This is a genomic window from Brevibacterium sp., assembly GCF_031179145.1.
In the GTDB taxonomy this organism is placed as follows: domain Bacteria; phylum Actinomycetota; class Actinomycetes; order Actinomycetales; family Brevibacteriaceae; genus Brevibacterium.
Genome location: NZ_JAPSIB010000011.1, coordinates 38,294 through 64,280 on the forward strand (window position 1 = coordinate 38,294; position 25,987 = coordinate 64,280).

The following is a 25,987-nucleotide window of genomic DNA, read 5'->3' on the forward strand; positions in this document are numbered from 1 at the left end:
GAGGATTTTCGACCAACGGACAGTCTGGGGTGGTCAGAAGGGGTAGGGGGCGATCTGCGAGCGCATCGTGATCCACTGGGTCTCGGTGAAGGCCTCGATATTGGCTTCTGCACCCCCGAATCGCGAGCCGTTGCCGGAGTCCTTCATCCCGCCGAAGGGCACGTTGGCCTCGTCGGAGACGGTCTGCTCGTTGATGTGGACTTTGCCGGTGTCGACGAGGTCCGCGAGCTCGAGCGCCGTGCCGACGTCGCCGAGGATGCCCAGAGACAGTCCGTACTCGCTCGCATTGACGAGGTCAGCGGCTTCATCCAGCGTGGAGAACCGGCCCACGGGAGCGACGGGTCCGAAGATCTCCTGCGTCCAGGCAGGGTTCGACGGTGAGAGCTCGGCGAGGACCGTGGGTGGGACGAACGCTCCCTCACCCGCCCCGCCGGCAACGAGTCGGGCACCGTCGGCCTGGGCCTTGTCGATGATGTCGCGGACCCGGATGCGCTGGTTCTCGTCGATGATCGGCCCCAGGGCCACCTGTTCCTTGGCGGGGTCGCCGACGGGCAGGTTCCGGGCCCGGGCGGCGAGCGCCTCGACGTACTCGTCGTAGATCGAATCGTGGACGAGGTGACGTCCCGTGGTCATGCAGATCTGTCCTTGGTGCATCCAGGAGCCGAAGGCCCCCGCCGAGGTGGCTGCCTCGACATCGGCACCCGGCAGGACGACGAGAGCGTTGTTCCCGCCGAGTTCGAGGTGGACGCGTTTGAGGAGGCGGCCGGCGGTCTCCCCGACCTTCCGGCCGGCAGCCGTGGAACCGGTGAAGGAGATGACGGAGACCTCGGGAGCCGTGACGACGGCTTCGCCCGCCTCCAAGCCGCCGGGCAGGACCTGCAGGAGCCCCTCGGGCAGGCCCGCCTCGGCGAAGACCCGGGCCAGGGCCACTCCTCCGCAGACCGCGGTGCGCGGATCCGGTTTGAGCAGCACCGCGTTGCCCAGGGCGAGTGCCGGGGCGACGGACCGGATCGACAGGATGAGGGGGAAGTTGAACGGCGCGATGACGGACACGACCCCGGCCGGGACCCGGCGGGAGAACGACCACCGCGGCTCATTCGAGGTCAGCACCTGCCCCTTGGGATGGCTGGGCAGACCGGCGGATTCGTAGCAGATCTGCTCGGCCGTGCTCACTTCGAGTTCGGCCTTGGCGGGGATCGAGCCGGCTTCGCGCACGATCCAGCCGGCGATCTCCTCGGCGTTCTCGGCCCACAGGGCTGCGGCCCGGCGCAGCACCGCCGCGCGTTCGGCCGGCGTCGTCCGAGCCCACTCCTTCTGGGCCGCAGCGGCGCGGGTGGCGGCTGCCCGGACGGCAAAGCCGTTCGCGGTGCCCAGGCGGGCCAGCGTCTCACCGGTGGCGGGTTCGATGACGTCATAGGTGTCGGAGCCGCCACCGCTCCAGCTGCCGATGAAGATCTTGCCGTGCCAGTCGGTGCCGAGGAAACTGTTTGCGCTCATCACTGTTCTCCCTGTTCATCGTCGGATTGGGTCTGTTCGGACTGCTCGTTCTCGTCGGCCCGTGGCGTGTCGTCTGCCGGTCTCTCCGGCCGGGTCTTCTCCGTGTCGACCTCAATGAACGTCGGCAGCCCGCGGTCTCGCTCACGGACACCCGCCTCGGCGACCAGGTTCGCAAGCTCCGAGGCCGACGCGGCGTGGGCCGCCTCCATCCCGTAGCCGCGGGCGATGGAGACGAAGTCGACGGCCCCGAGGTCGAGGCCGGGGGCCTTGTCGACGCCGAGCATGTCGGCGAACCAGTCGAGCGCCCCGTAGGTGCCGTTGCGCAGGAGGACGACGACGACCGGGATGTCCTCGGTCACGGCCGTGCGCAGCGCGGAGATCGAGTAATGGGCCGAACCGTCCCCGATGATCGCGACGACCGGGCGCTGCGGATCGGCGAGGGCCACGCCCAGCGAGGCGGGCAGTCCCCAGCCGAGCCCACCGGATGCCGGGAAGAAGTAGGACCCGGGATGCGTGAGGTCCATCTGCGCCCAGAAGGCCGCGTTCGTGGAGGTCGACTCGACGACGAACCGGGTGTCGCCCGGCATCGTCTCGCGCAGAGTCGCGAAGACCTCCTCCGGATGGAGGACCCCCTCGACCGCCGAGGTGGCCGCCGGCGGCATGGCCGCGCGCGGTGGCGTGGCCGGCGAAGTTGACGCGATGCTTCCGGCCGCCTCGGCGAGGGCACGGATGACCTCGATGGGATCGGCGATGAGGGCGTCACCGAACGGCGCACGGGCGGCAGCCTTGGCATCGGTGCCGATCTGGATGAGCTCCGTGGACTCGGGCAGGTACTCCCCTGGCATCCACTGGTGATACCGGAAGACGGGAGCGCCGATGACGAGCACCAGGTCATGGGCCCCGAGGATCTCGGCTATGGGGGCGATTCCTGCGGGCAGGACACCGAGGAAGAGCGGGTGCTGGTTGGGGAAGGGCAGCCGCGACAGGGACGGCGCCGCCCAGACGGGGAGGTCGTGCGCCTCGGCGAGGGCGATGGAGGATTCCCAGGCCTTCTCATCGTCGACGTCGGGTCCGAGGACGAGCGCCGGGGACGAAGCATCTCTCAGCTTCTCGTGGAGTTCGGCGATCATGCCCGGGTCGGTGGTCTGGCCGGAGGCGACGCGGCGGGAGAGCTGGGAGATGAGGGCGGCGGGCACCTCGGCGTCCCAGTCGTCGTAGGGCACGGAGAGGTAGACGGGCCCGTCCTCGGCGGCGAACACGGATTGGGAGAAGGCCCGCGGGACGTCGGCGGCGCTCAGCGGTTCGAGTGACTGGTGGACGAGTGGTTTGGCCAGGGCAGCGGCGTCGACATTGGCGAGCATGACCTCGGGGCCCACCATGTCGCGGACCTGCTGACCGGCGGTGATGACGAGTTTGGAGCGGGAGATCACCGAGTTCGTCAGCGCACCCAGACCGTTGCCGGTTCCGGACGCGGCATGGAGGTTGATGAGGGCCGGTCGCTTCGTGATCTGCGAGTAGCCGTCGGCCATGGCCACGGCGGTGGCTTCGTGGAGGCCGAGGAGGTAGCGGGCGGGGAGGTCCTTGAGGAAGGGCAGTTCGTTGGAGCCGGGGTTGCCGAATACGCAGGTCATTCCATGGAAGGACATGAGCTCATGGACCGCGTGGCGCACGGTGACTGTCGTCATGGACATCTGCTCCTTCGCAGCGAGTTGGGTGCAGGGACCGTCGACTGCTCACGATAGTGACGGCGACCACGTGAAGCCACGGAGTTCTCATTCATTGAGAGAAGCCAGCGATGGGGGCTACGATTCCGTCATGGCGAACTCTCCCTCGGGTGACTCGATGATCGACCGACTGGTCCGGGTCCTCGCCGCATTCGACCCCGACCACCCCAGCCTGAGCACCGACGAACTCGCCGCCCGGGCTCATCTGCCGAAGTCGACGGCCTACCGCCTGATCGGGGACATGATGCGCCACAACCTACTCCAGCGCGAGCCGGGCGGGCGGCTGCGGATCGGAGTCGGGATGTGGGAGCTGGCGAACCGCGCCTCGGACGCCGTCGATCTGGCGACCGTCGCCCGGCCCCACATGATGGCCGTCCACAGCTTCGTCGGCGAGAACACGCAGCTGGGGATCCTGCGCGAACGGGAGGTGCTCTTCATCGAGCGGATGTCGGCGCCGACCGCGGTGATCCACCGGTCGAAGACCGCCGGACGCCTGCCGGCCCATGCGTCCTCGTGCGGTCTGGTACTGCTCGCCCACGCCCCCAGGCATGTGCGCGAAGCCTACCTGCGCGGAGACCTGACCGCGTTCACACCGAACACGACGACCGATCCGGCGCAGCTGCGGCGGATGCTCTCGACCATCCGCACCTACCACTTCGCGGAGCTCGTCGGGCACATCGATGAGGGCACCACAGGCATCGCCGTGCCCGTGTTCGGGCCCGACGAGATGGTGATCGCCGCCCTCGGCGTCGTGGTCGATGCCGAGGACAACATCGGGGTACCGACGATCATGTCAGCGCTGCGCACCGCTTCGGCGAGGATCACGAAGGACCTCGAGGCGCAGGGGAAGTTCGTCGTGGACTGAGAAGTTTCGCTGTGGACCGAGACGCTGTTTGTGGACTGGCGGGAATAAGTCCACCCCTCCCTTCGTTTATTGAGTCAGGTACACTCAACTTTCGAAGGAAGGGTAAATTGGCTGCATTCTTCGGTTCTGCCGGTTCCGGTTCGGACTCGTTCGACGAGTTCCTCGCACGCCTCCTCCAGGGTCAGACTGGTGCTCGTCAGGGTCGTCCCGTCAACATCAATCGCCTGCTCAGCAAGCGCAGTCACGAGGTCATCGACCGCGCCGGCGCATTCGCCAAGGAGCACGGTCAGACTGAGGTCGACGCCCTGCACATCCTGCGGGTGATGACCGAGTCCGATCCCGGCGCCGCCACCATCCGACAGGCGGGCGCCGACCCCAAGGCGATCGCTCGCGCCGCTGAGGAGCGACTGCCGGCCTCGACGGGCAACGCGGCGGAGGGCGCGCTGGCGCTGACCGGCTCCGCCCAGCGCGCACTGCTTGACGCCTACCAGGTCGCCCGGGCGTTCGGCTCGACCTACATCGACCCCGAGCACATCTTCTTCGCGTTCGTCCTCAATCAGGAGATGCCCGCCGGCCGCCTCCTGGCTCAGGCAGGCGTGACCCAGGCGTCGCTCCAGGCGGGAGCGCAGGCCGCCGCCGAGGCGGGAGCCGGCAACCCGGGGACCGCGCAGTCCGACCACGGCGGCGAATCGGGCGCCGAGGATTCGGTGCTCGAGAAGTTCGGCACGGACCTCACAGCCCTGGCCGCCGAGGGGCGCCTGGACCCGGTGATCGGCCGCTCGCAAGAGATCGAGCAGACCATCGAGATCCTCGCTCGGCGGACGAAGAACAATCCCGTGCTCATCGGCGAGGCCGGTGTGGGCAAGACCGCGATCGTCGAAGGCCTGGCGCAGGCCATTCAGTCCGGTGAGGTTCCCGCCCAGATCGCCGGCAAGCGAGTCATCTCCCTCGACCTGCCGGGCATGCTCGCCGGCACCCGCTACCGCGGCGACTTCGAGGAGAGACTGACCGGCGCTCTCGATGAGATCGCCTCCGACGGCAACATGATCGTCTTCGTCGATGAGCTGCACACGCTCGTCGGCGCCGGTGGCAGCGGAGAGTCGAACTCGATGGACGCGGGCAACATCCTCAAGCCGAGGCTGGCTCGCGGAGAGCTGCGGCTCGTCGGCGCCACCACGCTCAAGGAGTACCGCACGATCGAGAAGGACTCGGCCCTCGAGCGCCGGTTCCAGCCGGTCACCGTCGGTGAGCCCAGCGTCGAGGACGCCGTGACGATCCTCGACGGGCTCAAGGATCGCTACGCCGAGCACCACGGTGTGACCTACACGCCCGAGGCCATCGAGGCGGCCGTTCGACTGTCCCATCGCTACATCACCGACAGGTTCCTGCCCGACAAGGCCATCGACCTGATCGACCAGGCCGGTGCCCGGCTGTCGTTGCATCGTGGACCCGCCGTGGACACCGCGGCTCTGCAGGTGAAGCTCGCCGAGCTGGAGGCGGAGAAGAACGCCGCCATCCAGGTCGAGGACTACGAACGGGCCGGTGAGATCCGTGACGAGATCGCGAGTGTGAATGAGCAGCTCGAGGCGGCGATCCGGCCCGAGTCCGGCCCTCAGCCGGGGCCAGCAGCTCAGCCCGGCACCACCTCGGCGAGCTCCGGTTCCAGCGCCTCGGCAAACGTCGGTTCCACGAGCCTCGGTTCTGGGGGCGTCGTCAACGCCGAGCAGATCGCTCAGGTCGTCGCCCGCGCGACCGGCATTCCCGCCGCACGGATGACCGAAGGTCAGAAGGCGCGGCTGGCGAAGCTGGAAGAGGAACTGCACCAGCGGGTGATCGGTCAGGACGATGCCGTGACCGCGGTTGCGCGGGCGATCCGCCGCAACCAGACCGGCATGGGTGATCCGGATCGGCCGATCGGCAGCTTCCTGTTCCTCGGTCCCACGGGCGTGGGCAAGACCGAACTTGCCAAGGCGCTGGCGGCCACGCTCTTCGACGACGAGTCGGCGATGATCCGGTTCGACATGAGCGAGTTCGGGGAGCGGCACACGGTGTCTCGCCTGGTCGGTGCCCCTCCGGGATACGTCGGCTACGACGAGGCGGGTCAGCTCACCGAGCAGGTGCGCCGGCGTCCGTACTCGGTGATCCTGCTCGACGAGGTGGAGAAGGCCCACCCGGATGCGTTCAACCTGCTGCTGCAGGTGCTCGACGACGGTCGGCTCACCGACGGGCAGGGACGCACCGTGGACTTCAGGAACACGGTCGTGATCATGACGAGCAACCTCGGTTCGGAGTTCATGTCCGGCAGCACCCCGCTCGGGTTCACCTCGGCGGATGCGACCGTGACGGAGAAGGACCTGCGGGCCAAGGTGATGGGACGGCTCAAGGAGGTCATGCGTCCGGAATTTCTCAACCGGATCGATGACACCGTGATGTTCTCCAGGCTTGACCGTGAGCAGCTGCGCGTCATCGTCGGCCAGCAGCTGGAACGTTCGCGTGAGCGGCTGGTTGCGCAGGACATCCGACTCGAGGTCTCCGAGGCCGCCGTCGACTGGCTGGCCGAGACCGGATACGAACCGGAGTTCGGCGCCCGTCCGCTGCGTCGGGTGATCCAGCGCGAGCTCGACGACCGCATCGCCGATCTCCTCGTCACCGAGGCGCTCGACGAGGGCGGATCGGTCGTGGTGACCGTCGCCGACGAGCAGCTGCGTGTTGAGGCGCGGGCTGTCCGTGAGTCCGTGGCCGCCTGAGGCAGCAGTCAATTTCGACTGGCTGAACGTGGCTGGCTGAACGCCGAGGCGGATGAAGGTCCGGGACGGAGTGATTCTCCGGCCCGGGCCTGTCTCATGCGTCCGGGTCTGTCTGCTGTGCACGTGCGCTCGGCACTGCTCCCTGGACGGGCTGCACTCAGCGGTCGTAGCGTCCTGAGGCGAGCGCCTTCGCTCGCTTCTTCTCCGCTTCCTCCTCACGGTTCTTCGGCGGGGCGGTCGTCACCAGGGAGTCGAGGAGGTGCTGGGTGATGTGGGCGACCTCCTCGACGGCCTGGTCGAACGCCTCGACATTGGCTTTGGACGGTTTCGTCGTGCCCGCAATCTTGCGCACGTACTGCAGTGCCGCCGCGTGAACTTCCTCGCTCGTGGCAGCCGGTGCGAAATTATGCAGGGTCCTGATGTTTCTGCACATGCCTCAACCGTACGCCGCGGTGCTGACGCGGACCAGAGCTTCAGGCATCGCCTCGCCCTTTCGGTCGGTAGGTGCGGGCGAAGCTGCGCCGATTCACCTCGTCGATCTCGACGAGTTCCCAGTCCACTCGACGCCCGCCCGGGACGTCGAAGATCCTGACCCCGTCGCCGAGGAACACGGGGGCGACGAAAACCTGAAGTTCATCGATGAGGTCGTGCTCGAGAGCCTGGCGGGCGATGTCGGCGCTGATGATCTGGATGTCGCGCTCCCCCGCGATCTGCTGGGCCCGGTCGATCGCTTCGACCACGGAGCAGTCGAGCGCGGTCACCCGCGGATCGCCGGCCAGCTCCTCGGGCCGGTGGGTGAGGACGAACTCCGTTCCCGACCACGCCCCGCCATACGCCTCGGACGTCATTTCGTCGCGATCGTCGACCTGTGCCTTCGCGGCGTCATAACCGGCGCGACCGGAGATGATGACGGCGACCTTCGCGGCCAGGTCCTCCGTTGTGCCTTCGGTCATCGGTTCAGCTGCCGACAGCCATGACATGTCGTGACCGGGCCCGGCGATGAACCCATCGATGGAACATGTGAACCCCCAGGCGACCTTGCCCATGGTTTCCCCCTCGATTATGTGATTGCATTCTGCAACTGCATATTCCATTCAAGCATCCCGTGGCCGCGGACTCAAGGGCAGCGCGGAGCGGAGTGTCGAGCGGGTGATCGACGGAACGAAATCTTCGGCTCGTCGTCCGTGTTGACCCAGTGAGAGCCTCGAACATCGGACTCTGATCCAGACAACAGGAAGGCAATCGACATGGCAGATTTCACCGGCAAGGTCGCACTCGTCACCGGCGGAGGATCCGGTCTCGGAGAAGCGATCAGCAAGGACCTGGCAGCCAAGGGCGCGAAGGTCGTCGTCACCGACATCAACCTCGACGCCGCGCAGCGAGTCACCAAGGAGATCACCGACAGCGGCGGCACCGCCTCGGCGATCGAGCAGGACACCAGTGTGAAGGAGGACTCCGCAAAGGTCGTCCAGTTCGCCGTCGACACCTACGGCGCCCTCAACCTGGCGGTGAACAATGCCGGAATCGGTGGACCGCAGGCACCGGTCGGCGAAACCGACCTCGACGCCTGGGACAAGGTCATCGACATCAACCTCAACGGCGTGCTCTACGGGATGCGCCACCAGATTCCCGAGATGCTCAAGGCCGGAGCCGCTGACAGCGCGATCGTCAACATGGCGTCCATCCACGGAATGGTCGCCGCCATCGGCAACGGCGCCTACACCGCGGCCAAGCACGGCGTCGTCGGCATCACCAAGAACGCCGCAGCCGAATACGGTCCGCAGGGACTGCGCATCAACGCCGTGGGGCCCGGGTACATCAGCACCCCGCTGCTCGAGCAGCTCCCGGCCGACGCCCTCGATCAGCTGAAGGCCAAGCACCCGCTCGGGCGACTGGGAACCGCCGAGGAGGTCGCCCACCTCGTGAGCTTCCTGCTTTCCTCGGACGCCTCCTTCATCACCGGCGGCTACTACCTCATCGACGGCGGGTACACCGCGGTGTGAGGACTCACTCCGAGCCTCGGGACTGCGAGAACCGGGGATCGGAGTGCGGCACCCGACGGTCATTGCCCCGGGAAACCGTCGATGCCTACGATGGGGCCATGAGGAAGAGCACGATGTGGAGCACTGTCGGCGCAGTCATCGCCGTCATCGTCGCGTTGTGGGTGGTGAATGTCGTGCTGTCCGTGACATGGTTCCTCGTCAAACTCGCGATCGTGGTCGTGGTCGCCGTCGTCATCTACGGGCTCATCAAGGCCGCTTTCAGGTCGAAAGACAGAACCAGGGGCTGACCCCGAACGGTCAGCAACTGGGATCCGGCCCGGACGATCAGAACCGAGGGCTGCCCGATCACAATTGCCGACACCAACAGTGCTCACAGGTCGTCAGCCGCTTGCGCGGGGTCGACGAACAGTCAGGTCAGCGAATCCCGACGAAGATGAGAAGGCAGATGAAGACTCCCGAGAACATCGCGTACACGGCCAAAGCAGAGATCACCGGAGGACGAGACGGCCACGGCGCCACCGACGACAAGGCCGTCGACGTCACCCTGCGGACGCCCAAAGAGCAGGGCGGGCCCGGTGGCGGCACGAATCCCGAGCAGCTCTTCGCCGTCGGCTACGGAGCATGCTTCCAGAGTGCGTTGGGGCTGGCCGGCAAGGAGATGGGCGTCGACACCGCGAAATCGGTCGTCAACAGCGAGGTCGGAATCGGGAAGGAAGGCGAGAGCTTCGGCCTGTCCGTCAAGCTGAAGGTCTCGATTCCGGACGTCGATCACGATACAGCTCAGAAGCTGGTCGACCGGACTCATGAGCTGTGCCCGTACTCGAAGGCGGTCAAGGGAAACATCCCTGTCGAAGTCACCGCCATCTGAGACGCACACGAGCCGAGGAGAGCCCCGACGATCTGTCGGGGCTCTCGTGCTGTCGCTCAGATCCGTGCGGAGAACCCGCCGTCGGCATGGAGGAGCTGCCCTGTGATCCAGCGGCCTTCGTCCGAGACGAGAAACGCGGTGACAGCAGCGATATCGGCGGGCGTGCCCAATCTGCCCAGCGGGTGATGAGGTGTCAGCGCCTCACGCAGCTCCCCCTCCATCCACCCGGTGTCGATCGGCCCGGGATTGACGACGTTCGCCGAGATCCCCACCGGACCGAGCTCACTGGCAGCAGAGATGACGATGCGGTCGAGCGCCGCCTTCGACGCCCCGTAGGGCAGGTTCCCCGTCGTGTGGTCGCTTGTGAAGGCCACGATCGCCCCGCCCGTTGCTGGAATCTGCCGCGCGAACGCCGCGATGAGCAGCAGGCTCGCTCGGGCGTTGACGTTCATGTGGGCATCGAAGCTCTCGGCTGTGGTGTCGTGGATTCCGGATTCGACGTCGTGGGCGTGGCTGAGAATCAGCGCGCTGATCGGTCCTCGCTCGCGCGTGACCGCGGCGATCAGCTCCCCAGGCGCTTCAGCCTGGGACAGGTCACAGAGATAGTCGACGTCGATCGCCTCGCTTGTGACAACATCGCTTGTGACGACGTCCCAGCCGTCGTCCTGCAGGCGCGGCACGATCGCCGAGGCGATGTTGCCCGGTCGTCCCGCACCGGTGATCAGCGCGAGCGGCATGGTCGAACTCTCCTCAACGGTCATCGAAGCAGTCACCACTGGTCGTGGTCGAAGACCTGGCAGAAGACGCTCGTCATGGTCTCGTGGAAGAGCACGAACTGGACGTCCTCGATCTCCTCCCAGCGCCCCTCGCCACGGCCAGTGACAATGGCGCGGTGAGCCGCCTCGGCGACGTCACGAGGCGACCAGCCATACACTCCACCTCCGATCGCAGGGAACGCCACCGACCTCGCACCCACCTCGGCGGCAAGGTCAAGGCTCGACGAGAAGCACGATTCGAGGATCGCGGGGTCGGTCTGACCCTGGTGCCGGTTCGGACCCACGGTGTGGATCACCCACTCGGCCTTGAGGTTTCCGCCGCCCGTCGCGACCGCCTCGCCGGGCGGCAGGCCACGCACGTGCTTCGTCCGTCTGACCTCTCGGCATTCTTCGAGGAGTGCGGGACCGGCCGCGCGATGAATCGCCCCGTCGACGCCACCGCCGCCGAGCAGACTCGAGTTCGCGGCGTTGACGATCGCGTCGACGTCAGCCGCGGTGATATCGCCTTCGAGCACCGTGATCTTCATACTTTCCGAGTGTAGCGAGGACACGTTGGCTCGGCGGGGTGGCTGTTCTGCGCGTCTGATCGTGCTCGCATACTCGTCGAGCACCGCGAGAAGCTCAGGTTGTCGCCAGATCCGATATCGCGAACGCCCGCTGCTTTCAACCAAGAGCCCTCGCTTCGCCAAGGTGCTCAGTGCACGCTGTGCGGTCACTTGGTTCACACCGAGAATCCGCTCGACGAAGCCCACCTTGACGACAGGCTGCCCGACCTCCATGCCTGACTAACACTTAACACAACGAGTGTCGGTCAGACTATCGCTAACAGTCGCGGAGCTTCTTCGCCGTCTCTGGTGGTCTTCGCATGTCGGGTCCGCGCGTAGACGCGGGCGGCTGAACCCCCGAAAAAATGGTTGAAATCGCGCACGAGCCCAGGTTGCGGTCGAAAATCCCAGGGAATTCGACCACAAGTCGGTGTCGTGCGCGATTTCAACTACTTCCTCGGAGTCCGAGGCCTGTCGAGGCCTGCGATCCTCGGAGTCCGCGGCCTGTCGAGGACCGAGGACGATCTTCCGTGCCTCACCTGCTCTCGCCTCACCTGCTCTCGCCTCGGCGCGGGAAGAGCGCTCGCGCACCTGGCGCTGAACCGCGTGCCTGCTCTGGAGCAGACCCTGGTGGCCGACGCAACCTGGGACCAGGCGAGGAAGGCGGTTGGTATCTGCAGGCTTCTCGGGCACGTCTCCCCCAGTCCGGTGAGCGCGGCAGATCTCATCGGCCGGGACGAATGCCGCCGATGGCAGGATCTGGGCCTGCTCCACGACGACGGCTGGGGCACCGCATGGATCTCGGAGCAGACTGACGGGGTGAAGCGATTCCGCACCCCGGATCATGGCGCCGATGATCCGCGCCTGACTGCCGTCCTCGACAATGACCGGGCCACGGGGCGCATCACTCATCTGCGGATGGCGACGACCGGCATGGCCGAGCTCGTGGAGAACACCCACCCCTTCCTCGCCCGCGGCATCGCTCTGGCGCACAACGGCTCCATCCATCCAGTCGAACGGCTGCGCGAGTTCGTCACGCCTGTAGAGCTCGCCGAGGTGGGCGGCACCACCGACACCGCGATCGTCTTCGCCCTCATCCTCCGCAGGATCTCACAGGGCGAGGGCCTGCTCATGGCCACGGTCGCGACAGTCCGGATGCTCCGCGACGTCTTCGACCACCCCGGGATGAACCTCCTGCTCCTGACCAGGCAGGAGATGATCGTCGTCCACGCCACCGCAGGCACCGCAATCCCCTACGATCATTTCGACACGGGCCCCCTCGGCGGCAGGCTGCCCCTTGACCACGAGGACCACTACTACCGGATGAGCTGGCAGCAGCTCCCCTCGGACGCCATGATCGTGTCCTCATCGGGCCTCGAACACAAGGGGTGGAGGCTCATCGAGCAGAACACGGCGATGCGCCTGCCCCTGACCGCGGGGTCGGAGACGATCGTGCGACTCTGAAGCCGGCGGGGTGTCGGACGGCGGGGCGTCGGACGGCGCGCTCAGGCCTTCTGAACGGTGATCGTCCAGCTCGCGTCCCCGGTCCGGTCGAAGTGGGTGACGGGGTAACCGCTCTCGGCCGCCCACTGCGGGATCGACTCGGTCGCCTGCGTGCAGTCGAAGTTGATGACGAGCTCATCGCCGGACTCGAGCGTCTGCATCGCATCCTTCGCCTCGACGAGGGGGAACGGGCAGACGAGCCCGGTGGTCTCCAGTACCTGCTTCATGCGCTCCTGCTTTCTGCGACCGCCGGCGCGGCCGTCTGCTGTCGTGTACGAATGGTCGTCTTCACTGCGATTCCGGCGCCGACGATCATGAAGAACGTGGCAACCCACCCCTGGTACTCGAACTGGGCCGTCGAGACCATGGCATTGCCGACGGTGCAGCCTCCGGCGATGGCCGCGCCCACTCCCATGCCGGTTCCGCCGAGGATCGATTTGATGACGGTGTCCTTGTCCGGGATCCGAATCCTGAATTCCCCCGACGCCTTCGCCGCGATGAACGATCCGACCAGGATGCCGATGACGAGCATGACGCCCCAGTCGATGAGAGAGCTGTCCCCCGTCGTGAGGTAGGTGCTCAGATTCGCCGAGGGGGTCGTGATTCCCAGCCCGGAGTTGCGTCCGGTCGCCGCCGACAACGGCCAGGCGATCGTCGCGATGACACCGATGACGGCGGCTGTCGCGAACGGGTTCCAGCGCTTCTCGGTGAGCAGGTGGGCGATCCCGGTCTTCCGCGGCGGGAGTGTCGCCAGAGGAACTGTCTGCTTTCGCCGGTGGTGGACGGTGAGAGCGATCGCAATGGCTGCGATGACGGCGACGAACACCCAGGGGCTCAGCCCCGTACTCGACTGCAGAGTGCCGTTCTCGACAGTGATCGAGCGCAGGCCGGTCGTCAGCTCGGCCCCCGGCCCGGTCTTCATCACCGCGGCAACGAGGGCGTAGAAGATGAGAGCGAACCAGCTGCCGACGAGTCCCTCACCGGCGCGATAATAGGTGCCCGTGGCGCAGCCGCCGGCCAGGACCATCGAGAAGCCGAAGATCAGGCCGCCGAGGATGGACGCCAGCCACGGGAATGCCGATTCCTCGAGCGTGATGACGCCGAGGGTGCCCAGCAGGAACAGGCCTGCCGAATGGACGGCGATGAGCACGATGAGGGCTGAGAACCAGCGGGTGTTGCCGGTCAGGGTGAGGTCGCGGAAGGCGCCGGTGACGCAGAATCGTCCTCGCTGGAAGACGAATCCGAGCACCAGTCCAACCACCAATCCGGTGACGATCATGGGACTGCTTTCTGTCGGTGGATCGCGATCGGGTGTCGATCACGAAACAATGAACATTGTGATATCCAGATTGCTCAACAGTCAACCCGTCGTCATCCGGGGTCATGCGCGATGAACCGTGCGCCGACGGCACTCGAAGGCGTTCGAATGTTGAGCAGTCAGGGGCAGTGGACGGATTCACCTCGCACAGCACTCCGAAATCGGGCCGGTGCTGCGCGCCCGAGGGCCGCCCGGTGCTGCGCGCTCGAGGGCCGGCCGCCGGGCCGCCCGGCCGCCTCGGCGATCGAATGACCAAGTTTCCCATTGAATGAAAACTATGTCGCCTTGTGTCAGTGGTGCGGAGCACACTGGACTCACCCCGTCAGGCAAGGAGGCCCAGGTGCCAGAACTTCACACCGATGTTGCCATCGTCGGAGCCGGTCCCGCCGGCCTCATGCTCGCCCACCTGCTGCACAATGCAGGCATCGACTCGGTGGTCGTCGACAACCGCAGTCATGACGACATCGCTCACACCCATCGTGCCGGAATCCTCGAAGCCGGGTCGGTGCGCATGCTCGGAGCGGACGGCATCGACTCCCGGGTCCTCACCGAGGGCCACCGGCACGACGGGATCGACATCCGCATCGACGGTGTCAGCCATCTCCTCGACTTCCCCAGTCTCATCGGGGAATCCGTGTGGCTCTACCCGCAGAACGAGATCTTCGTCGACCTCGCTGCCGCCCGCGCCCGCACCTCACGGCCGACGTTCTTCTCGGTCACCGACACCCGCCTCGGCGACATCGACACCGACCGCCCCTGGGTCCGCGCCGTCACCGCAGACGGCGAGGACCTGCGCATCAGCGCCCGCTATGTCGTCGGCGCCGACGGCTCCCGCGGCCCGTGCCGGGCGATGATCCCGGCGGAGAGGAAGGAGAAGTTCTTCCACGAGTATCCCTTCGCCTGGTTCGGGATCCTCTGCGAGGCTCCGCCCAGCCACGAGGTGCTCATCTACTCCCGCTCCGAACGCGGCTTCGCACTCATTTCCCAGCGCAGCGACTCGGTCCAGCGGATGTACTTCCAGACCTCCCCCGACACCGCGGTCACCGACTGGTCCGACGACCGGATCTGGAGTGAGCTGCAGGATCGCGTCGCCGGGCCCGACGGCTTCGAGCTCAAGACCGGGCCGATCATCGACAAGACCGTCCTGCCGTTCCGCTCCGCCGTCCATGAACCCATGCAGCACGGGTCGCTCTTCCTCGCCGGCGACAGCGCCCACACCGTCCCGCCGACCGGCGCGAAGGGACTCAATCTCGCCTTCGCCGACGTCTCCGTCCTCGCCCCGGCCCTGATCGCCGCGCTCAAGGACTCCGACGCCGAGGCGCTGGCCGGCTATTCGCGGGCCGCGACGAATCGCGTGTGGAAAGCGCAGAACTTCTCCTACCAGATGACCAGGATGCTCCACACCGATGAGAACCAGGACGCGTTCGAGTCCCGCCGCAGCCTCGGCGAACTCCGTTCCATGCTCGACTCCGACCACGGCCGCCGGTACCTCGCCGAGTGCTACACCGGGTGGCCCAATGGCTGACCACGGCTCCATCCACTGACAGACCATCAGCTCTCCCACCGACAGACCATCAGCTCTCCCACCGACAGACCATCAGCTCTCCCACTGACCGAAAGGTGCGACCATGGGTGCACAGAAGCTCTCGGGCCCCGACGATGCCGCCGAGTCCCAGGCGACGCTGAGCGCAGAGATCGAGGAGATCGAAGCCTCCCACTCCGCCGCAGTCGCGGCCGGGAAACCCGCCGAGACGCAGCCGCGACTCGACTACCCTCCCTACCGCTCCTCACTGCTGCGCCATCCCACGAAGGATCCCAGGCACGCCGACCCGGAGACCATCGAACTCCTCTCCCCCGCATTCGGCCACCGCGACATCGGCACTCTGGAGTCCGACCTGACCGTCCAGGCCGGTGGGGAGCCGATCGGCGAGCGCATCCGGGTCACCGGTCGCGTCCTCGACGGCGACGGCCGTCCCGTGGCCGGTCAGCTCGTCGAGATCTGGCAGGCCAATGCGGCCGGACGCTACATCCACAAACGCGATCAGCATCCTGCCCCGATCGACCCGAACTTCACCGGTGTCGGTCGCACCTTGACCGGACCGGACGGCTCCTACTCGTTCACGACGATCAAGCCCGGACCCTATCCGTGGAAGAACCACCACAACGCCTGGCGGCCCGCGCACATCCACTTCTCCCTCTTCGGGTCCGAGTTCACCCAGCGCATGATCACCCAGATGTACTTCCCGAGCGACCCGCTGTTCGCACTCGACCCGATCTACCAGTCGATCACCGACCAGAAGGCCCGCGACCGCCTCGTCGCCACCTACGACCACGACATCACCGAACACGAATTCCTCATGGGCTACAACTGGGACATCGTGCTCACCGGCAGCAACCGGACCTGGATGGAAGAAGAGGACCATGACTGAGCAGAACCCCGCCAGCATCGGCGCCGTCGCAGGTGACACCGCCACTCGCGACCTCACCGCCACCCCCGGCCAGACCGTCGGACCATTCTACGGCTACGCTCTGCCCTTCCCGGGTGACAGCGAACTGGTTCCCGCCGGCTCCGCCGGGGCGGTCCAGCTCCACGGCGTCGTCTACGACGGCGCCGGGGTCCCGGTTCCCGATTCGCTCCTCGAGATCTGGCAGCCGGACGAGTCGGGCACGATCTCCCGGGCGACCGGCTCCCTGCGCCGTGACGGGTTCACATTCACCGGCTTCGGCCGCGCCGCCGTCGACCCCGAAGGTCGGTTCAGCTTCTCGACGCTCAACCCCGGCCCCACCGAGGCGGGCAAGCCTGCTTTCATCAGCGTCGTGATCTTCGCCCGCGGCCTGCTCAACCGGCTCTTCACCCGGATCTACCTGCCCGAGGACACCGAGGCGCTGGCGGCCGACCCTTTCCTGGCCTCCCTCGGCCCGGCCGAACGAGACCGGCTCATCGCGACCCGCGAAGCTGACGGATCCCTGCGATTCGACATACGGTTGCAGGGTGAGGACGAAACGCCTTTCCTCCGGTTCCCGGGCCACGGGGACTGAGGACCGGCGAACTGAGATCGACGGGGACAGAGACCGACGAGGACTGAGAAGCGAGAGTGGACAGACATGAATGACCCGACTCCGCCGACGCGACTGCTGTTCGCCCCGGGTGACCTGCGCGGGGCGGAAGCCGTCAACGATGCCGCGCTCGTCTCCGCGCTCGGGGAGGTCGAAGCGGCGTGGGTGGAGGCGCAGTCGCGGGCCGGACTCATCGGTGAGGACGTCCGCGCCGAGGCGATCGCCGGGATCGACGCGGCCATCCGGTCGCGCCTGTCCGACGGCACCGGGCTCGAGGACTTGGCCGAAGCGGCCGAGAGCGGCGGGAACCCGGTCATCCCGTTCCTCACGATCGTGCGCGACGGCCTCGGGCCCGAGGCGTCCCGCGCTCTCCATCGCGGTCTGACGAGTCAGGACGTCCTCGACTCGGCGTTCGGCCTGCTCGTCTCCCGGATCGTTCGGGGCAACATCGCGGCCCTCGGAGTCATCTGCGATTCCCTGGCCGAACTCTCCGAGAGGTACGCTTCGGCTCTGTGCCTGGCGCGGACCCTGACCCAGCCGGCGCTGCCGACGACCTTCGGCCTGCGGGCGGCCAACTGGGCCGCGGAGGTCCACGACGTGCTCACCCTCGCACCGGTCGTCGACGCGGTGCAGGTCGGTGGTGCGGCCGGCACTCGCGCGGCGATCAGGGAGTTCGCCGGCGAGTCGACCGAGACGCTGCTGCGGGAGTTCCACGTGCAGCTGCGAGGACCGGACGCCGCCCTCGCGGATCCGCCGGTCCCTTGGCACGGCAACCGGGTGCGCGTGCTCCATTGGGGCTCGCATCTCGCGCAGTGCGTGAGCGTGTGTTCGACGATCGCCCGCGATGTCCTCATCGGCGTCCGGCCCGAGATCGGCGAGATCGCCCTGTCCGCCACCGGCGGGTCCTCCGCGATGCCGCACAAGCTCAACCCCACCACTGCGGTCCTGCTCCACCGCAACGGGATGCGAGCACCTGCCGCCCTGGCAACGCTGGCCACGGCCACCGCCGAATCCGTCGAGGAGCGCTCCGACGGCGCCTGGCACGCGGAATGGCCCGCCCTGGCCGAACTGCTCACACTGTCGAGATCGTCGCTGTCGCTCCTCGAGGCGATGATCGCCGGGCTCTCCGCCGACACCGAGGCGATGCGCCGCAATGTCGACGCCGCGAGCCCCGGAATCATCAGCGAACGGCTCTCCATCGCCCTCGCCGGCCGCCTGAGCAAAGCGCAGATCCAAGATGCCCTCGCCGCTGCGCGAGAATCCGGAGGTGACGCCGCAGACGAGCTCGAGAAGGCTCTGCGCTCGGCCGCCGCAGAGCAGCCGGACACCGCCGAAGTGCAGCCGGGCACCGCAGAAGGCGATGCGCCCTCCCGTGGCGAGATCGAGGAGCTGCTGAGACCGGAGAACTACCTCGGCGACGCGGAGGAGATCCGCCGATCCATCCTTCGGTCCATCTCCGAGGCGGCTCCGGCTGCCACCGATCCGCTGTTCCCCGACTCGCAGTTCTCCGATCCGCTGTTCTCCGACCCGAAGGCGTTCTGAATTGGACCTCACAGCAACAGTCCTCGCCGCTCCGAATCAGTTCGGAACCGAGTTCTCGACTACTCCGGCTGCCGCGGCGTCCGCGGATTCCGCGGCAGGCCCCGCGTCCGCGAATACGACATCAGGCCGCCCGCCCGCGTCCACGAATGCATCCCCCGGCACAGTGCCTGAGGTGCTCGTCGTGCTCCCCTCGCTCGGAACCTCGGTCACCGCGCTCTGGCAGCGCGCAGCGACGGCATTCGGGCAGATGAGCCCGAGCTCCACGGTCATCGGCATCGACCTGCCCGGCCATGGGCGCTCGGCACCGGTGCAGGCAACCGCAGGCGTCCCCGCAGGGGCGCCTGCGGTTGCCTCCCTGACGATGAGTGACCTCGCCGAGGCGGTCCTCGCAACGATCGACCGCGTCCTGCCCGACGTGGTCGGCACCGATCCCGAACCCGGCCAGGCCGAACCGGGACAAGGTGACCCGAGACAGGGCAGATCGGCACAGGGTCAATCGCCCCAGGGCGCACTTCCGCAGGTCGCGCTGGCCGGGGATTCGATCGGCGGGGCGATCGCCCTGCAGCTGGCCCTCGACCACAGTGAGCGGTTCAGTCACGTGGCCGTCTTCTGCACCGGGGCGCAGATCGGCGAGTCCAACGCCTGGGTCGAACGCGCCGAGCTCGTCGCGACGTCGGGAACTCCCACCCAGGTGGTCGGCTCGGCCCAGCGGTGGTTCGGGCCCGGTTTCATGGACCGGGAACCCGAGGCCTCAGCGGCGCTGCTCCACTCACTTCAGGACGCCGACCGCTTCTCCTACGCGGCACTCTGTCATGCCCTGGCCTCCTTCGACGTGCGCGATCGCCTGCCGGAGATCACCCTCCCAGTGCTCGCCGTCGCCGGCTCCGAGGACCAGCCGACTCCCCCGACCAAACTCGTCGAGATCGCCAACGGGGTCCGAAGCGGTCTGCTCGAAATCATCGAGGGCGCCGCCCACCTCGTGCCGATCGAGGCACCAGAGGTCACCGCCGGACTCCTCCACGACTTCCAGCACGGCACCGACATCGCCTCAGCCACCTCGGCGCCTCAGATGCCCACCGCTTCGGGTCCCCGCGAGGCCAGCCGGGACGACGTGCACGCCGCGGGAATGACCGTGCGGCGCGAAGTCCTCTCCGACGCCCACGTCGACCGAGCGAACGCGAAGATCACCGACTTCACGGCTGACTTCCAGGACCTCATCACGCGCTACGCCTGGGGCGAGATCTGGACTCGGCCGGGACTCGACCGGCGGATGCGCTCGGCGATCACGCTCACTGCGATGATCGCGGGCGGACACGAGGACGAACTCGCCATGCACGTCAAGGCGGCCGTCCGCAATGGTCTGAGCCACGACGAGATCAAGGAGGTCCTGCTCCAGTCCGCGATCTACTGCTCGGTGCCCAGCGCCAACACCGCGTTCGCAGTCGCCGCGAGAACTCTCGCGGAGATGGACGAGGACGCGGTCGGGGACGCTTAGGTCACCACGGAGTCGGCCTCGGTCGCCTCGGCGTACTGGGTCGACAGCAACCGGTAGGACCGGGTGAGGAACGCCCCAAGACCGAGCAGGGTCGCGACGATCCCTGCGCCGACGAAGACGAGTGCGATGCCCCGCACCTGCCCCTCACCGAGCAGCCAACCCCAGGCATTGCGACCGGCCTCCGTCTTCATGTAGGGGATCGTCCAGAACTCGGCGATCGGGGCGATGAGGAAGGCGGTGATCGGGGCCGCAGCCGCTTCGAACGTCATCGCGAAGCCGAACACCCGGCCCTGCTGACGGAAGGGCACGACTCGTTGGATGACCGTCTGCTCGGCGGCTTCGACAGCCGGCATGATCGCGAAGAACACCCAGAGCCCGAGCCCGTAGAGCCACCACCAGTCGCGCAGGGCGAAGACCGCACCGATGACGCCGATGAGGGCGGCGAAGAGCAGCATCGTCCTGATCGGGTTGCTCCCGAGCCCGAACTTCGCGATCACCGCGCCGCCGACCATGAATCCCGAGGACACAACGGCGAGCGCGACGCCCCACAGCTCCACGCTGCCGAAGACCTCAATGCCGTACGGGTCGGTCAACGCGATGTAGACGCCGGCGACGAGGTTGTTGAGCGTCGTGAAGACCACGAGGGCCAGCAGCCCCGGAGCGGCGAGGACGGCGTGGAACCCGCCGCGGACGTCGACCCATTTCGCCTGCCCCTCCGCCTGCATGATCACCGGTTCGGGAATTCTCAGGATGAGCAGATGCACCACCGACGCCGCGACGAGGACCACGGCGATGAGGATCGACCACCCCATCCCGAGCATCCCGATCGCGAGTCCGCTGAACACGCTGGTGACGAGGAACCCCAGACCCTGCACCGTGCCGACGAGTCCGTTGGCGTTGGCCCGGCGCGGACCGGCGACCAGCAGCGAGACGGTGGTGGACAGGGCGATGTTGCGCAGCTGTTCGACCACGGCTCCGGCGAGCATGACGACGGCGAAGATCCAGAACCACGGGCCCCGGAGGTCGAGCAGCACGGATTCGGGGAAGACGAGGTAGATGCCGCCGGAGAGCGCGAACAGGACCAGGGTGCCCAGCGTCGCCTGGACCATCACCGTGTGCTTGCGGAAGCGATCGACGAGGGTGCCGAAGAACATCGAGAAGACCGCGACGAGGAGCATGTAGGCGCCCCCGATGACGCCGGTGGCCAGGACCGAGCGGGTCTCGAGGTAGACCCAGAAGGTCAGCGCGAACCAGAGGAAGCTCGTCGTCGTGTTGGCGACCGCGGTGTTGACGAGGATGTGCAGGAATGTCCGCTGCCCGTGCGGCGGGGGGATGGGGTCGCCGGTGGCCTGACCCGGAGCGGATGCCGGAGAATTCGAGCCACCATGAGGCGATGGGGCGGAGACATCGTGTGGCGATGGGGCGGAGACATCGTGTGGCGATGGGGCGGAGACATCGTGCTGGGGTGGGAGGGGATTCGCGTCGTCCATGACTTCCTCGGGGTGTGAGAGATGGCCACGGCTCCGCAGCCACCGACACCAGTATCGCCCCGGGGCGGCAGGTCGACAACAGTTTTCTCCTCTGCCCTCCGCCCCAACTCCGACTGCTGTTCGCATCGTCACATTGCGGCACGAGGGCTATCGGAATGGCCAGGGGCACCAATAGGCTGGTTCACTCACGGCATATCAGATCTCGCGGACGATTCCGCTGTGATCGATATCCTGCCGAGTCCACGAAACCGTCGCCCCACTCCTCGTAAAGGACCTCCATGACCGATGCTCCGGTGTCCCGCCGCGTCTACAAGTTCGCCGTCTTCGCCCTGGCCATCGGCGCATTCGGCATCGGGGTCACCGAGTTCGCAACCATGGGGCTCCTCCCCGACATCGCGGCCGGCCTCGGCATCACGGTCCCGGAGGCCGGACATGCGGTGTCCTTCTACGCGATCGGCGTCGTCGTGGGGGCGCCGCTGATCACGACGATCGCCGCCCACATGGACCGCAAGAACCTGCTCCTCGGGCTCATGGCCCTCTTCGCGCTCGGCAACATCGCGTCCATGCTCGCCCCCAGTGCGGCACTGTTCAACATCGCCCGCTTCGCCAGCGGCCTGCCGCACGGCGCGTACCTCGGCGTCGGCGCAATCGTCGCCGCCTCCCTGGCCGCGCCGAACCGACGCGGCAGAGCCATGGCCCGCGTCATGCTCGGTCTGACGATCGCCAACATCTTCGGCGTCCCCTTCGCCGCCGCACTGGGCAACATGCTCGGCTGGCGCAGCGCCTACGCCCTCGTCGCGGCACTCGGGATCCTCACCGTCATCATGGTCGCCATCGCCGTGCCCCGCGTGAAGCTGTCCGCGGCACCGTCCGCTCGCGGGGAGATGAAGGCGCTGGCCCGGCCCCAGATCATCCTCACCCTGGTCGCGGGATCCGTGGGCTTCGGTGGCATGTTCGCCGTCTACACCTACATCACCCCGACCATGACCGACGTCGCCGGCGTTCCCACCGCCGCCATCCCCTGGGTGCTCGCCGTCTACGGACTCGGCATGACCGCCGGCTCCCTCATCGCCGGGCCGATCGTCGACAAGTCGATCGAACGCTCCGGAGTCTTCGGAATGACCCTCTCCGCCCTGGTCCTGTCGACCTTCGGTGCCTTCACTTCGATCGCAGCCATTGCGATCGTCGCCCTCTTCCTCATCGGCGTCGCCGGCTCCCTGATCACGACGTCCCTGCAGATGCGCCTGCTGCGCGACTCGACCGACGCCCCGAGCCTGAGTGCGGCCATGAACCACGCCGCGTTCAACTTCGCCAACGCCCTCGGCGCCTGGCTCGGCGGGGTCGTCATCAGCGCGGGCCTCGGCTACCGCGCTCCGGCCTGGGTGGGCGTGGGATTGTGCATCGCCGGCCTCGTCGTCCTGACCGTCGCCATCGCCCTCCGCCGAGGCGGCCCCGCCTCCCAGCGCCCGCGCACTCGCATCGAATCCTGAGCTTCGTTCCCCAGACTCGTTTCCCCTTCTCACAGCGGGCGTCTCTCACCAGATGAGATTCCCGATCCGGAAGGCCGAATTGCGGCGTAAAGTCCTACGGTTGCGGACACCACCCCGAGCCGCAGTCCACCGACACGAGCCACCTCCACTTGAGTCGCCCCTGCTGAACTGACGAAACACAAGGAACATGTCCACCGAAACCCAACCCTCCGGTCCCCATTCGAACGCGCAGGACCAGGCTGACTCGATCGCGCTGGCCCGCAAGACCAATACCCGCGGCAAGGTGCTCACCGCCTCGATGGTCGGCACCACGATCGAGTTCTTCGACTTCTACGCCTACGCCACCGCCTCGTCGCTGGTCTTCCCTGCCCTGTTCTTCCCCAATCAGACCTCGACGACCCAGTTGCTGAGCTCGTTCGCGATCTTCGGCGTGGCCTTCGTCGCCCGCCCGGTGGGCTCGGTCATCTTCGGCCACTTCGGTGATCGCATCGGACGCAAGAAGACTCTCGTCGCCTCTCTGCTCATCATGGGCATCGGCACCTTCCTCATCGGCCTCCTCCCCACTGCCGCCACCCCCGGCTGGGTGGTCCTGGCACCCCTGTTCCTCGTCCTGCTGCGCTTTGCGCAGGGTGTGGGCCTCGGCGGCGAATGGTCCGGTGCGGCCCTGCTCGCGACCGAGAACGCGCCGAAGGGGAAGAGAGCCATCTGGGGCACGTTCCCGCAGCTCGGCGCCCCTGCCGGCTTCATCCTCACCAACCTGCTGTTCATCGGCCTCGCCCGCTGGACCTCCCCGGAGGACTTCCTGGCGTGGGGTTGGCGCATCCCGTTCCTGCTCTCGGCACTGCTCGTCGCCGTCGGCCTCTATGTGCGCCTCTCGCTCATGGAGACCCCCGCCTTCCAGCTCGTCGAACAGCGCAACCAGGTCACCCGCGCCCCGATCTCCCGCGTCTTCGTCACGAGCTGGAAGCCGCTGGTCCTCGGCACCTTCATCATGCTCGCGACCTACGTGATCTTCTACTTCATGACCGCGTTCACCCTCACGTACGGCACCTCGCCGGCGTCGGTCGAGCAGGCCCGGACCGCCGCCGAGGCTGCGGGCAAGCCGTTCGATCCCGCGGGCTTCGTCGCGGGGCTGGGCTACACGAAGGATGAGTTCCTCACGTACCTGATCATCGGCGTCGTGTTCTTCGGCATCTTCACCCTCGTCTCCGGCCCCCTGGCCGAGAAGCTCGGACGACGGAAGATGCTGTTGGGCGTGACGGTGCTCATCGCGGCCTATGGCCTCGTCGTCAATGTCCTGTTCAACGCGGGAACCGTCGGAGTCATCTCGGCGCTCATCATCGGCTTCACCCTGATGGGACTGACCTTCGGTCCGATGGCCGCCTACCTGCCCGAGCTGTTCCCCGCGAACGTGCGCTACACAGGCTCGGCGGTGTCCTACAACATGGCCGGCGTCATCGGTGCAGGACCTGCACCCTTCGCGATGGTGGCCCTGTGGCAGGCAGAAGGCGGAACGATCTTCTACTGCGGCCTCTACATCATCGCCGCCGCGGTCCTGACATTCATCGCCCTGTGGCTGGCCGAGGACACCTCGGACATCGATATGGAGTCCGAGCTCGCCTGACGGGCTCGCACTGAGCCGCCACAGACCAGGCCGGTAGCCGCCCTGGCGTCGAGCCGCGGCGCGGCCGCCCCGGCGTTTGCCCCGCTTCACACCGTGGGCCCCACTCATCAGTGGGGCCCACGCGGCTATTCGGATCCGACGACTGCCTGCGCCAGCGGCCGCCGGCTCAGGCATTTTCGTCCAATCAGTCGGAAATTTCCCTCACCACAGAGCGACCCTGAACCGCGGCGCACATTCCCGGAGCGCACGCCCCTGACCAGGCAGAACCCCGCTGAGCATCGCCTCTGCAACCACTCCGCCGAAAACTACGATTCAGTCACAACTGCCCTGAACAGAACTCACTTCCGGCCTTGTGACTCATGACACGATACGATTTCTTCCAGTCGCCGTCCCCGCACCGATGCAGGGACGGCCCACATTCGTGACGAAGTGTCACCGATGCACCTGGAGGAAAGATGAAGCGACGGATCACTTTGGCCGCGGTGGCCGCAGGCGCCATGCTCGCCCTGTCGGCATGCGGTGGAGGCGGGAGCGAATCCGAGCCCGCAGCCACCGGTGAGGGCGGCGTGCCGCTGGTCAAGGAAGGCAAGCTGACCACCTGCACCCACCTGTCCTACCAGCCGTTCCAGTTCGAGAAGGATGGCGAGGTCGTGGGCTTCGACGTCGACGTCGTCGATGCGGTGGCCGAAAAGCTCGGAGTCGAGCAGGAGATCGTCAACGTCCCGTTCGAACCGATCACCGCAGGCGCCTCGTTCGCCCAGAACCAGTGTGACGTCGCTGCCGCCGCAATCACCATCACCCCGGAGCGTCAGGAGGCGATCGACTTCTCCGAACCCTACTTCGCCGCCAACCAGGCGATCCTGACGAAGTCGGATAAGTCTGTCAAAGATGCTGCGGGCCTCAAGGGGATGAAGATCGCCGCGCAGTCCGGAACCACCGGGCTGGACTACGCGACCGAGAACTTCAAGGATGCCGAGGTCATCACCTATGAAGACCTCCCCCTCTCTCTCGAAGCGCTGAAGAACGGTCAGGCCGACGCCGTCATCAACGACAACGGTGTGCTCTATGACTACGCCGCCAACAATGAGGGCTTCGCCATCGGCTTCGACATCGACACCGGTGAGAACTACGGCATCGCGATGAAGAAGGGCAACACGGCGATGAAGAAGGCCGTCGACGACACCGTCAAGGAGCTCAAGGACACCGGGAAGTACAACGAGATCTACAAGAAGTGGTTCGGCAAGGACGCTCCCAAGGAATGATCTCAGCGTCCGATGATCACTCCGGTGCCCATACGGCGAACCGGACGGCCTCAGCAGCCGATTGATCTCGGCACCACGGAACCGGCCGGGGCATGCGCTCCGGCCGGTTCCGTGACCACGCTCGTACACCCAGCAGTCGGGGCGGGACCGATCCGCCTCCACCCACTTCAGTGAAGGACTT

23 protein-coding genes and 1 pseudogene are annotated in these 25,987 nt (G+C 66.9%); 15 read left to right on the forward strand and 9 right to left on the reverse strand.

Annotated features, from left to right (window positions below):
• Positions 1-33: 33 nt before the first annotated feature.
• Entirely contained in the window at positions 34-1,497 is a 1,464-nt protein-coding gene (locus tag RIT73_RS09645) for a benzaldehyde dehydrogenase (protein WP_309131860.1), read from the reverse strand.
• Positions 1,497-3,182, reverse strand: a complete 1,686-nt coding sequence (gene mdlC / locus RIT73_RS09650) for a benzoylformate decarboxylase (protein WP_309131861.1) — start codon at positions 3,180-3,182, stop codon at positions 1,497-1,499. The genes RIT73_RS09645 and mdlC overlap by 1 nt, the downstream gene beginning before the upstream one ends.
• A 130-nt stretch (positions 3,183-3,312) precedes the next feature.
• On the opposite strand from mdlC, the gene RIT73_RS09655 reads away from it, so the two are divergent.
• Together RIT73_RS09655 and RIT73_RS09660 are read left to right on the forward strand one after the other, a co-directional pair.
• On the forward strand, positions 3,313-4,086 hold the full coding sequence (locus tag RIT73_RS09655; protein ID WP_309131862.1) for an IclR family transcriptional regulator: 774 nt from the start codon (positions 3,313-3,315) through the stop codon (positions 4,084-4,086).
• A 107-nt stretch (positions 4,087-4,193) separates the two neighbouring features.
• The gene (locus tag RIT73_RS09660) at positions 4,194-6,833 is read left to right on the forward strand and encodes an ATP-dependent Clp protease ATP-binding subunit (protein WP_309131863.1); all 2,640 of its coding nucleotides are present in this window, start codon (positions 4,194-4,196) and stop codon (positions 6,831-6,833) included.
• A gap of 157 nt (positions 6,834-6,990) precedes the next feature.
• On the opposite strand, the gene RIT73_RS09665 is transcribed toward RIT73_RS09660, so the two are convergent.
• Both RIT73_RS09665 and RIT73_RS09670 read right to left on the reverse strand, forming a co-directional pair.
• A complete protein-coding gene (locus RIT73_RS09665) occupies positions 6,991-7,266 on the reverse strand; it encodes a DUF2277 domain-containing protein (RefSeq protein WP_309131864.1) in 276 nt (91 codons plus the stop codon).
• A gap of 40 nt (positions 7,267-7,306) precedes the next feature.
• Positions 7,307-7,879, reverse strand: coding sequence for a dihydrofolate reductase family protein (locus RIT73_RS09670; RefSeq protein ID WP_309131865.1), 573 nt, complete (start codon positions 7,877-7,879; stop codon positions 7,307-7,309).
• Between the two features lie 201 nt (positions 7,880-8,080).
• Here RIT73_RS09670 and RIT73_RS09675 point away from each other — a divergent pair, with 201 nt between their 5' ends.
• The 3 genes from RIT73_RS09675 (at position 8,081) to RIT73_RS09685 (ending at position 9,704) form a co-directional block, all read left to right on the forward strand.
• Positions 8,081-8,836: a glucose 1-dehydrogenase gene (locus tag RIT73_RS09675; protein ID WP_309131866.1), complete on the forward strand. Its 756-nt coding sequence runs from the start codon at positions 8,081-8,083 to the stop codon at positions 8,834-8,836.
• A 98-nt stretch (positions 8,837-8,934) separates the two neighbouring features.
• Positions 8,935-9,123, forward strand: coding sequence for a hypothetical protein (locus tag RIT73_RS09680; protein ID WP_309131867.1), 189 nt, complete (start codon positions 8,935-8,937; stop codon positions 9,121-9,123).
• A gap of 158 nt (positions 9,124-9,281) precedes the next feature.
• Positions 9,282-9,704 (forward strand): organic hydroperoxide resistance protein, encoded by a 423-nt coding sequence (locus tag RIT73_RS09685; protein WP_309131868.1) that lies wholly within the window; start codon positions 9,282-9,284, stop codon positions 9,702-9,704.
• A 56-nt stretch (positions 9,705-9,760) separates the two neighbouring features.
• On the opposite strand, the gene RIT73_RS09690 is transcribed toward RIT73_RS09685, so the two are convergent.
• Positions 9,761-10,465, reverse strand: a complete 705-nt coding sequence (locus tag RIT73_RS09690; protein WP_375294992.1) for an SDR family oxidoreductase — start codon at positions 10,463-10,465, stop codon at positions 9,761-9,763.
• An 8-nt stretch (positions 10,466-10,473) separates the two neighbouring features.
• Positions 10,474-11,007: an O-acetyl-ADP-ribose deacetylase gene (locus tag RIT73_RS09695; RefSeq protein ID WP_309131869.1), complete on the reverse strand. Its 534-nt coding sequence runs from the start codon at positions 11,005-11,007 to the stop codon at positions 10,474-10,476.
• A gap of 453 nt (positions 11,008-11,460) precedes the next feature.
• On the opposite strand from RIT73_RS09695, the gene RIT73_RS09700 reads away from it, so the two are divergent.
• Positions 11,461-12,489 carry a class II glutamine amidotransferase gene (locus RIT73_RS09700; protein ID WP_309131870.1) on the forward strand — a complete coding sequence of 343 codons (1,029 nt, stop codon included), beginning with the start codon at positions 11,461-11,463 and terminating at the stop codon, positions 12,487-12,489.
• A gap of 41 nt (positions 12,490-12,530) precedes the next feature.
• Here RIT73_RS09700 and RIT73_RS09705 read toward each other — a convergent pair whose 3' ends face one another.
• Positions 12,531-12,755 (reverse strand): sulfurtransferase TusA family protein, encoded by a 225-nt coding sequence (locus tag RIT73_RS09705; protein WP_309131871.1) that lies wholly within the window; start codon positions 12,753-12,755, stop codon positions 12,531-12,533.
• Positions 12,752-13,807, reverse strand: coding sequence for a YeeE/YedE family protein (locus RIT73_RS09710; protein WP_309131872.1), 1,056 nt, complete (start codon positions 13,805-13,807; stop codon positions 12,752-12,754). The genes RIT73_RS09705 and RIT73_RS09710 overlap by 4 nt, the downstream gene beginning before the upstream one ends.
• Before the next feature lie 379 nt (positions 13,808-14,186).
• On the opposite strand from RIT73_RS09710, the gene RIT73_RS09715 reads away from it, so the two are divergent.
• The 6 genes and pseudogenes from RIT73_RS09715 (at position 14,187) to pcaC (ending at position 19,940) form a co-directional block, all read left to right on the forward strand.
• Positions 14,187-15,371, forward strand: coding sequence for a 4-hydroxybenzoate 3-monooxygenase (locus RIT73_RS09715; RefSeq protein WP_309131873.1), 1,185 nt, complete (start codon positions 14,187-14,189; stop codon positions 15,369-15,371).
• Between the two features lie 103 nt (positions 15,372-15,474).
• Positions 15,475-16,275: a protocatechuate 3,4-dioxygenase subunit beta gene (gene pcaH, locus RIT73_RS09720; protein WP_309131874.1), complete on the forward strand. Its 801-nt coding sequence runs from the start codon at positions 15,475-15,477 to the stop codon at positions 16,273-16,275.
• Entirely contained in the window at positions 16,268-16,885 is a 618-nt protein-coding gene (gene pcaG / locus RIT73_RS09725) for a protocatechuate 3,4-dioxygenase subunit alpha (protein WP_309131875.1), read from the forward strand. Before pcaH ends, pcaG begins: the two co-directional genes overlap by 8 nt.
• A 66-nt stretch (positions 16,886-16,951) precedes the next feature.
• The gene (locus tag RIT73_RS09730) at positions 16,952-18,445 is read left to right on the forward strand and encodes a lyase family protein (protein ID WP_309131876.1); all 1,494 of its coding nucleotides are present in this window, start codon (positions 16,952-16,954) and stop codon (positions 18,443-18,445) included.
• A gap of 361 nt (positions 18,446-18,806) precedes the next feature.
• A pseudogene (locus RIT73_RS09735) lies at positions 18,807-19,424 on the forward strand (alpha/beta fold hydrolase); the annotation flags it as partial.
• Positions 19,425-19,514: 90 nt separating this feature from the next.
• The gene (pcaC, locus tag RIT73_RS09740; RefSeq protein ID WP_309131929.1) at positions 19,515-19,940 is read left to right on the forward strand and encodes a 4-carboxymuconolactone decarboxylase; all 426 of its coding nucleotides are present in this window, start codon (positions 19,515-19,517) and stop codon (positions 19,938-19,940) included.
• Here the strand turns inward: pcaC and RIT73_RS09745 are convergent.
• Positions 19,937-21,430, reverse strand: a complete 1,494-nt coding sequence (locus RIT73_RS09745; protein WP_309131877.1) for an MFS transporter — start codon at positions 21,428-21,430, stop codon at positions 19,937-19,939. The two genes, pcaC and RIT73_RS09745, sit on opposite strands and share 4 nt — an antisense overlap.
• A 278-nt stretch (positions 21,431-21,708) precedes the next feature.
• On the opposite strand from RIT73_RS09745, the gene RIT73_RS09750 reads away from it, so the two are divergent.
• The 3 genes from RIT73_RS09750 to RIT73_RS09760 all read left to right on the forward strand — a co-directional run bounded on the left by RIT73_RS09750 (position 21,709) and on the right by RIT73_RS09760 (position 25,806).
• Complete coding sequence (locus RIT73_RS09750; RefSeq protein ID WP_309131878.1) at positions 21,709-22,920, forward strand: MFS transporter; 1,212 nt, start codon at positions 21,709-21,711, stop codon at positions 22,918-22,920.
• Between the two features lie 187 nt (positions 22,921-23,107).
• Entirely contained in the window at positions 23,108-24,544 is a 1,437-nt protein-coding gene (locus RIT73_RS09755; RefSeq protein ID WP_309131879.1) for an MFS transporter, read from the forward strand.
• Positions 24,545-24,999: 455 nt separating this feature from the next.
• Entirely contained in the window at positions 25,000-25,806 is an 807-nt protein-coding gene (locus RIT73_RS09760; protein ID WP_309131880.1) for a transporter substrate-binding domain-containing protein, read from the forward strand.
• Positions 25,807-25,987: the final 181 nt, after the last annotated feature.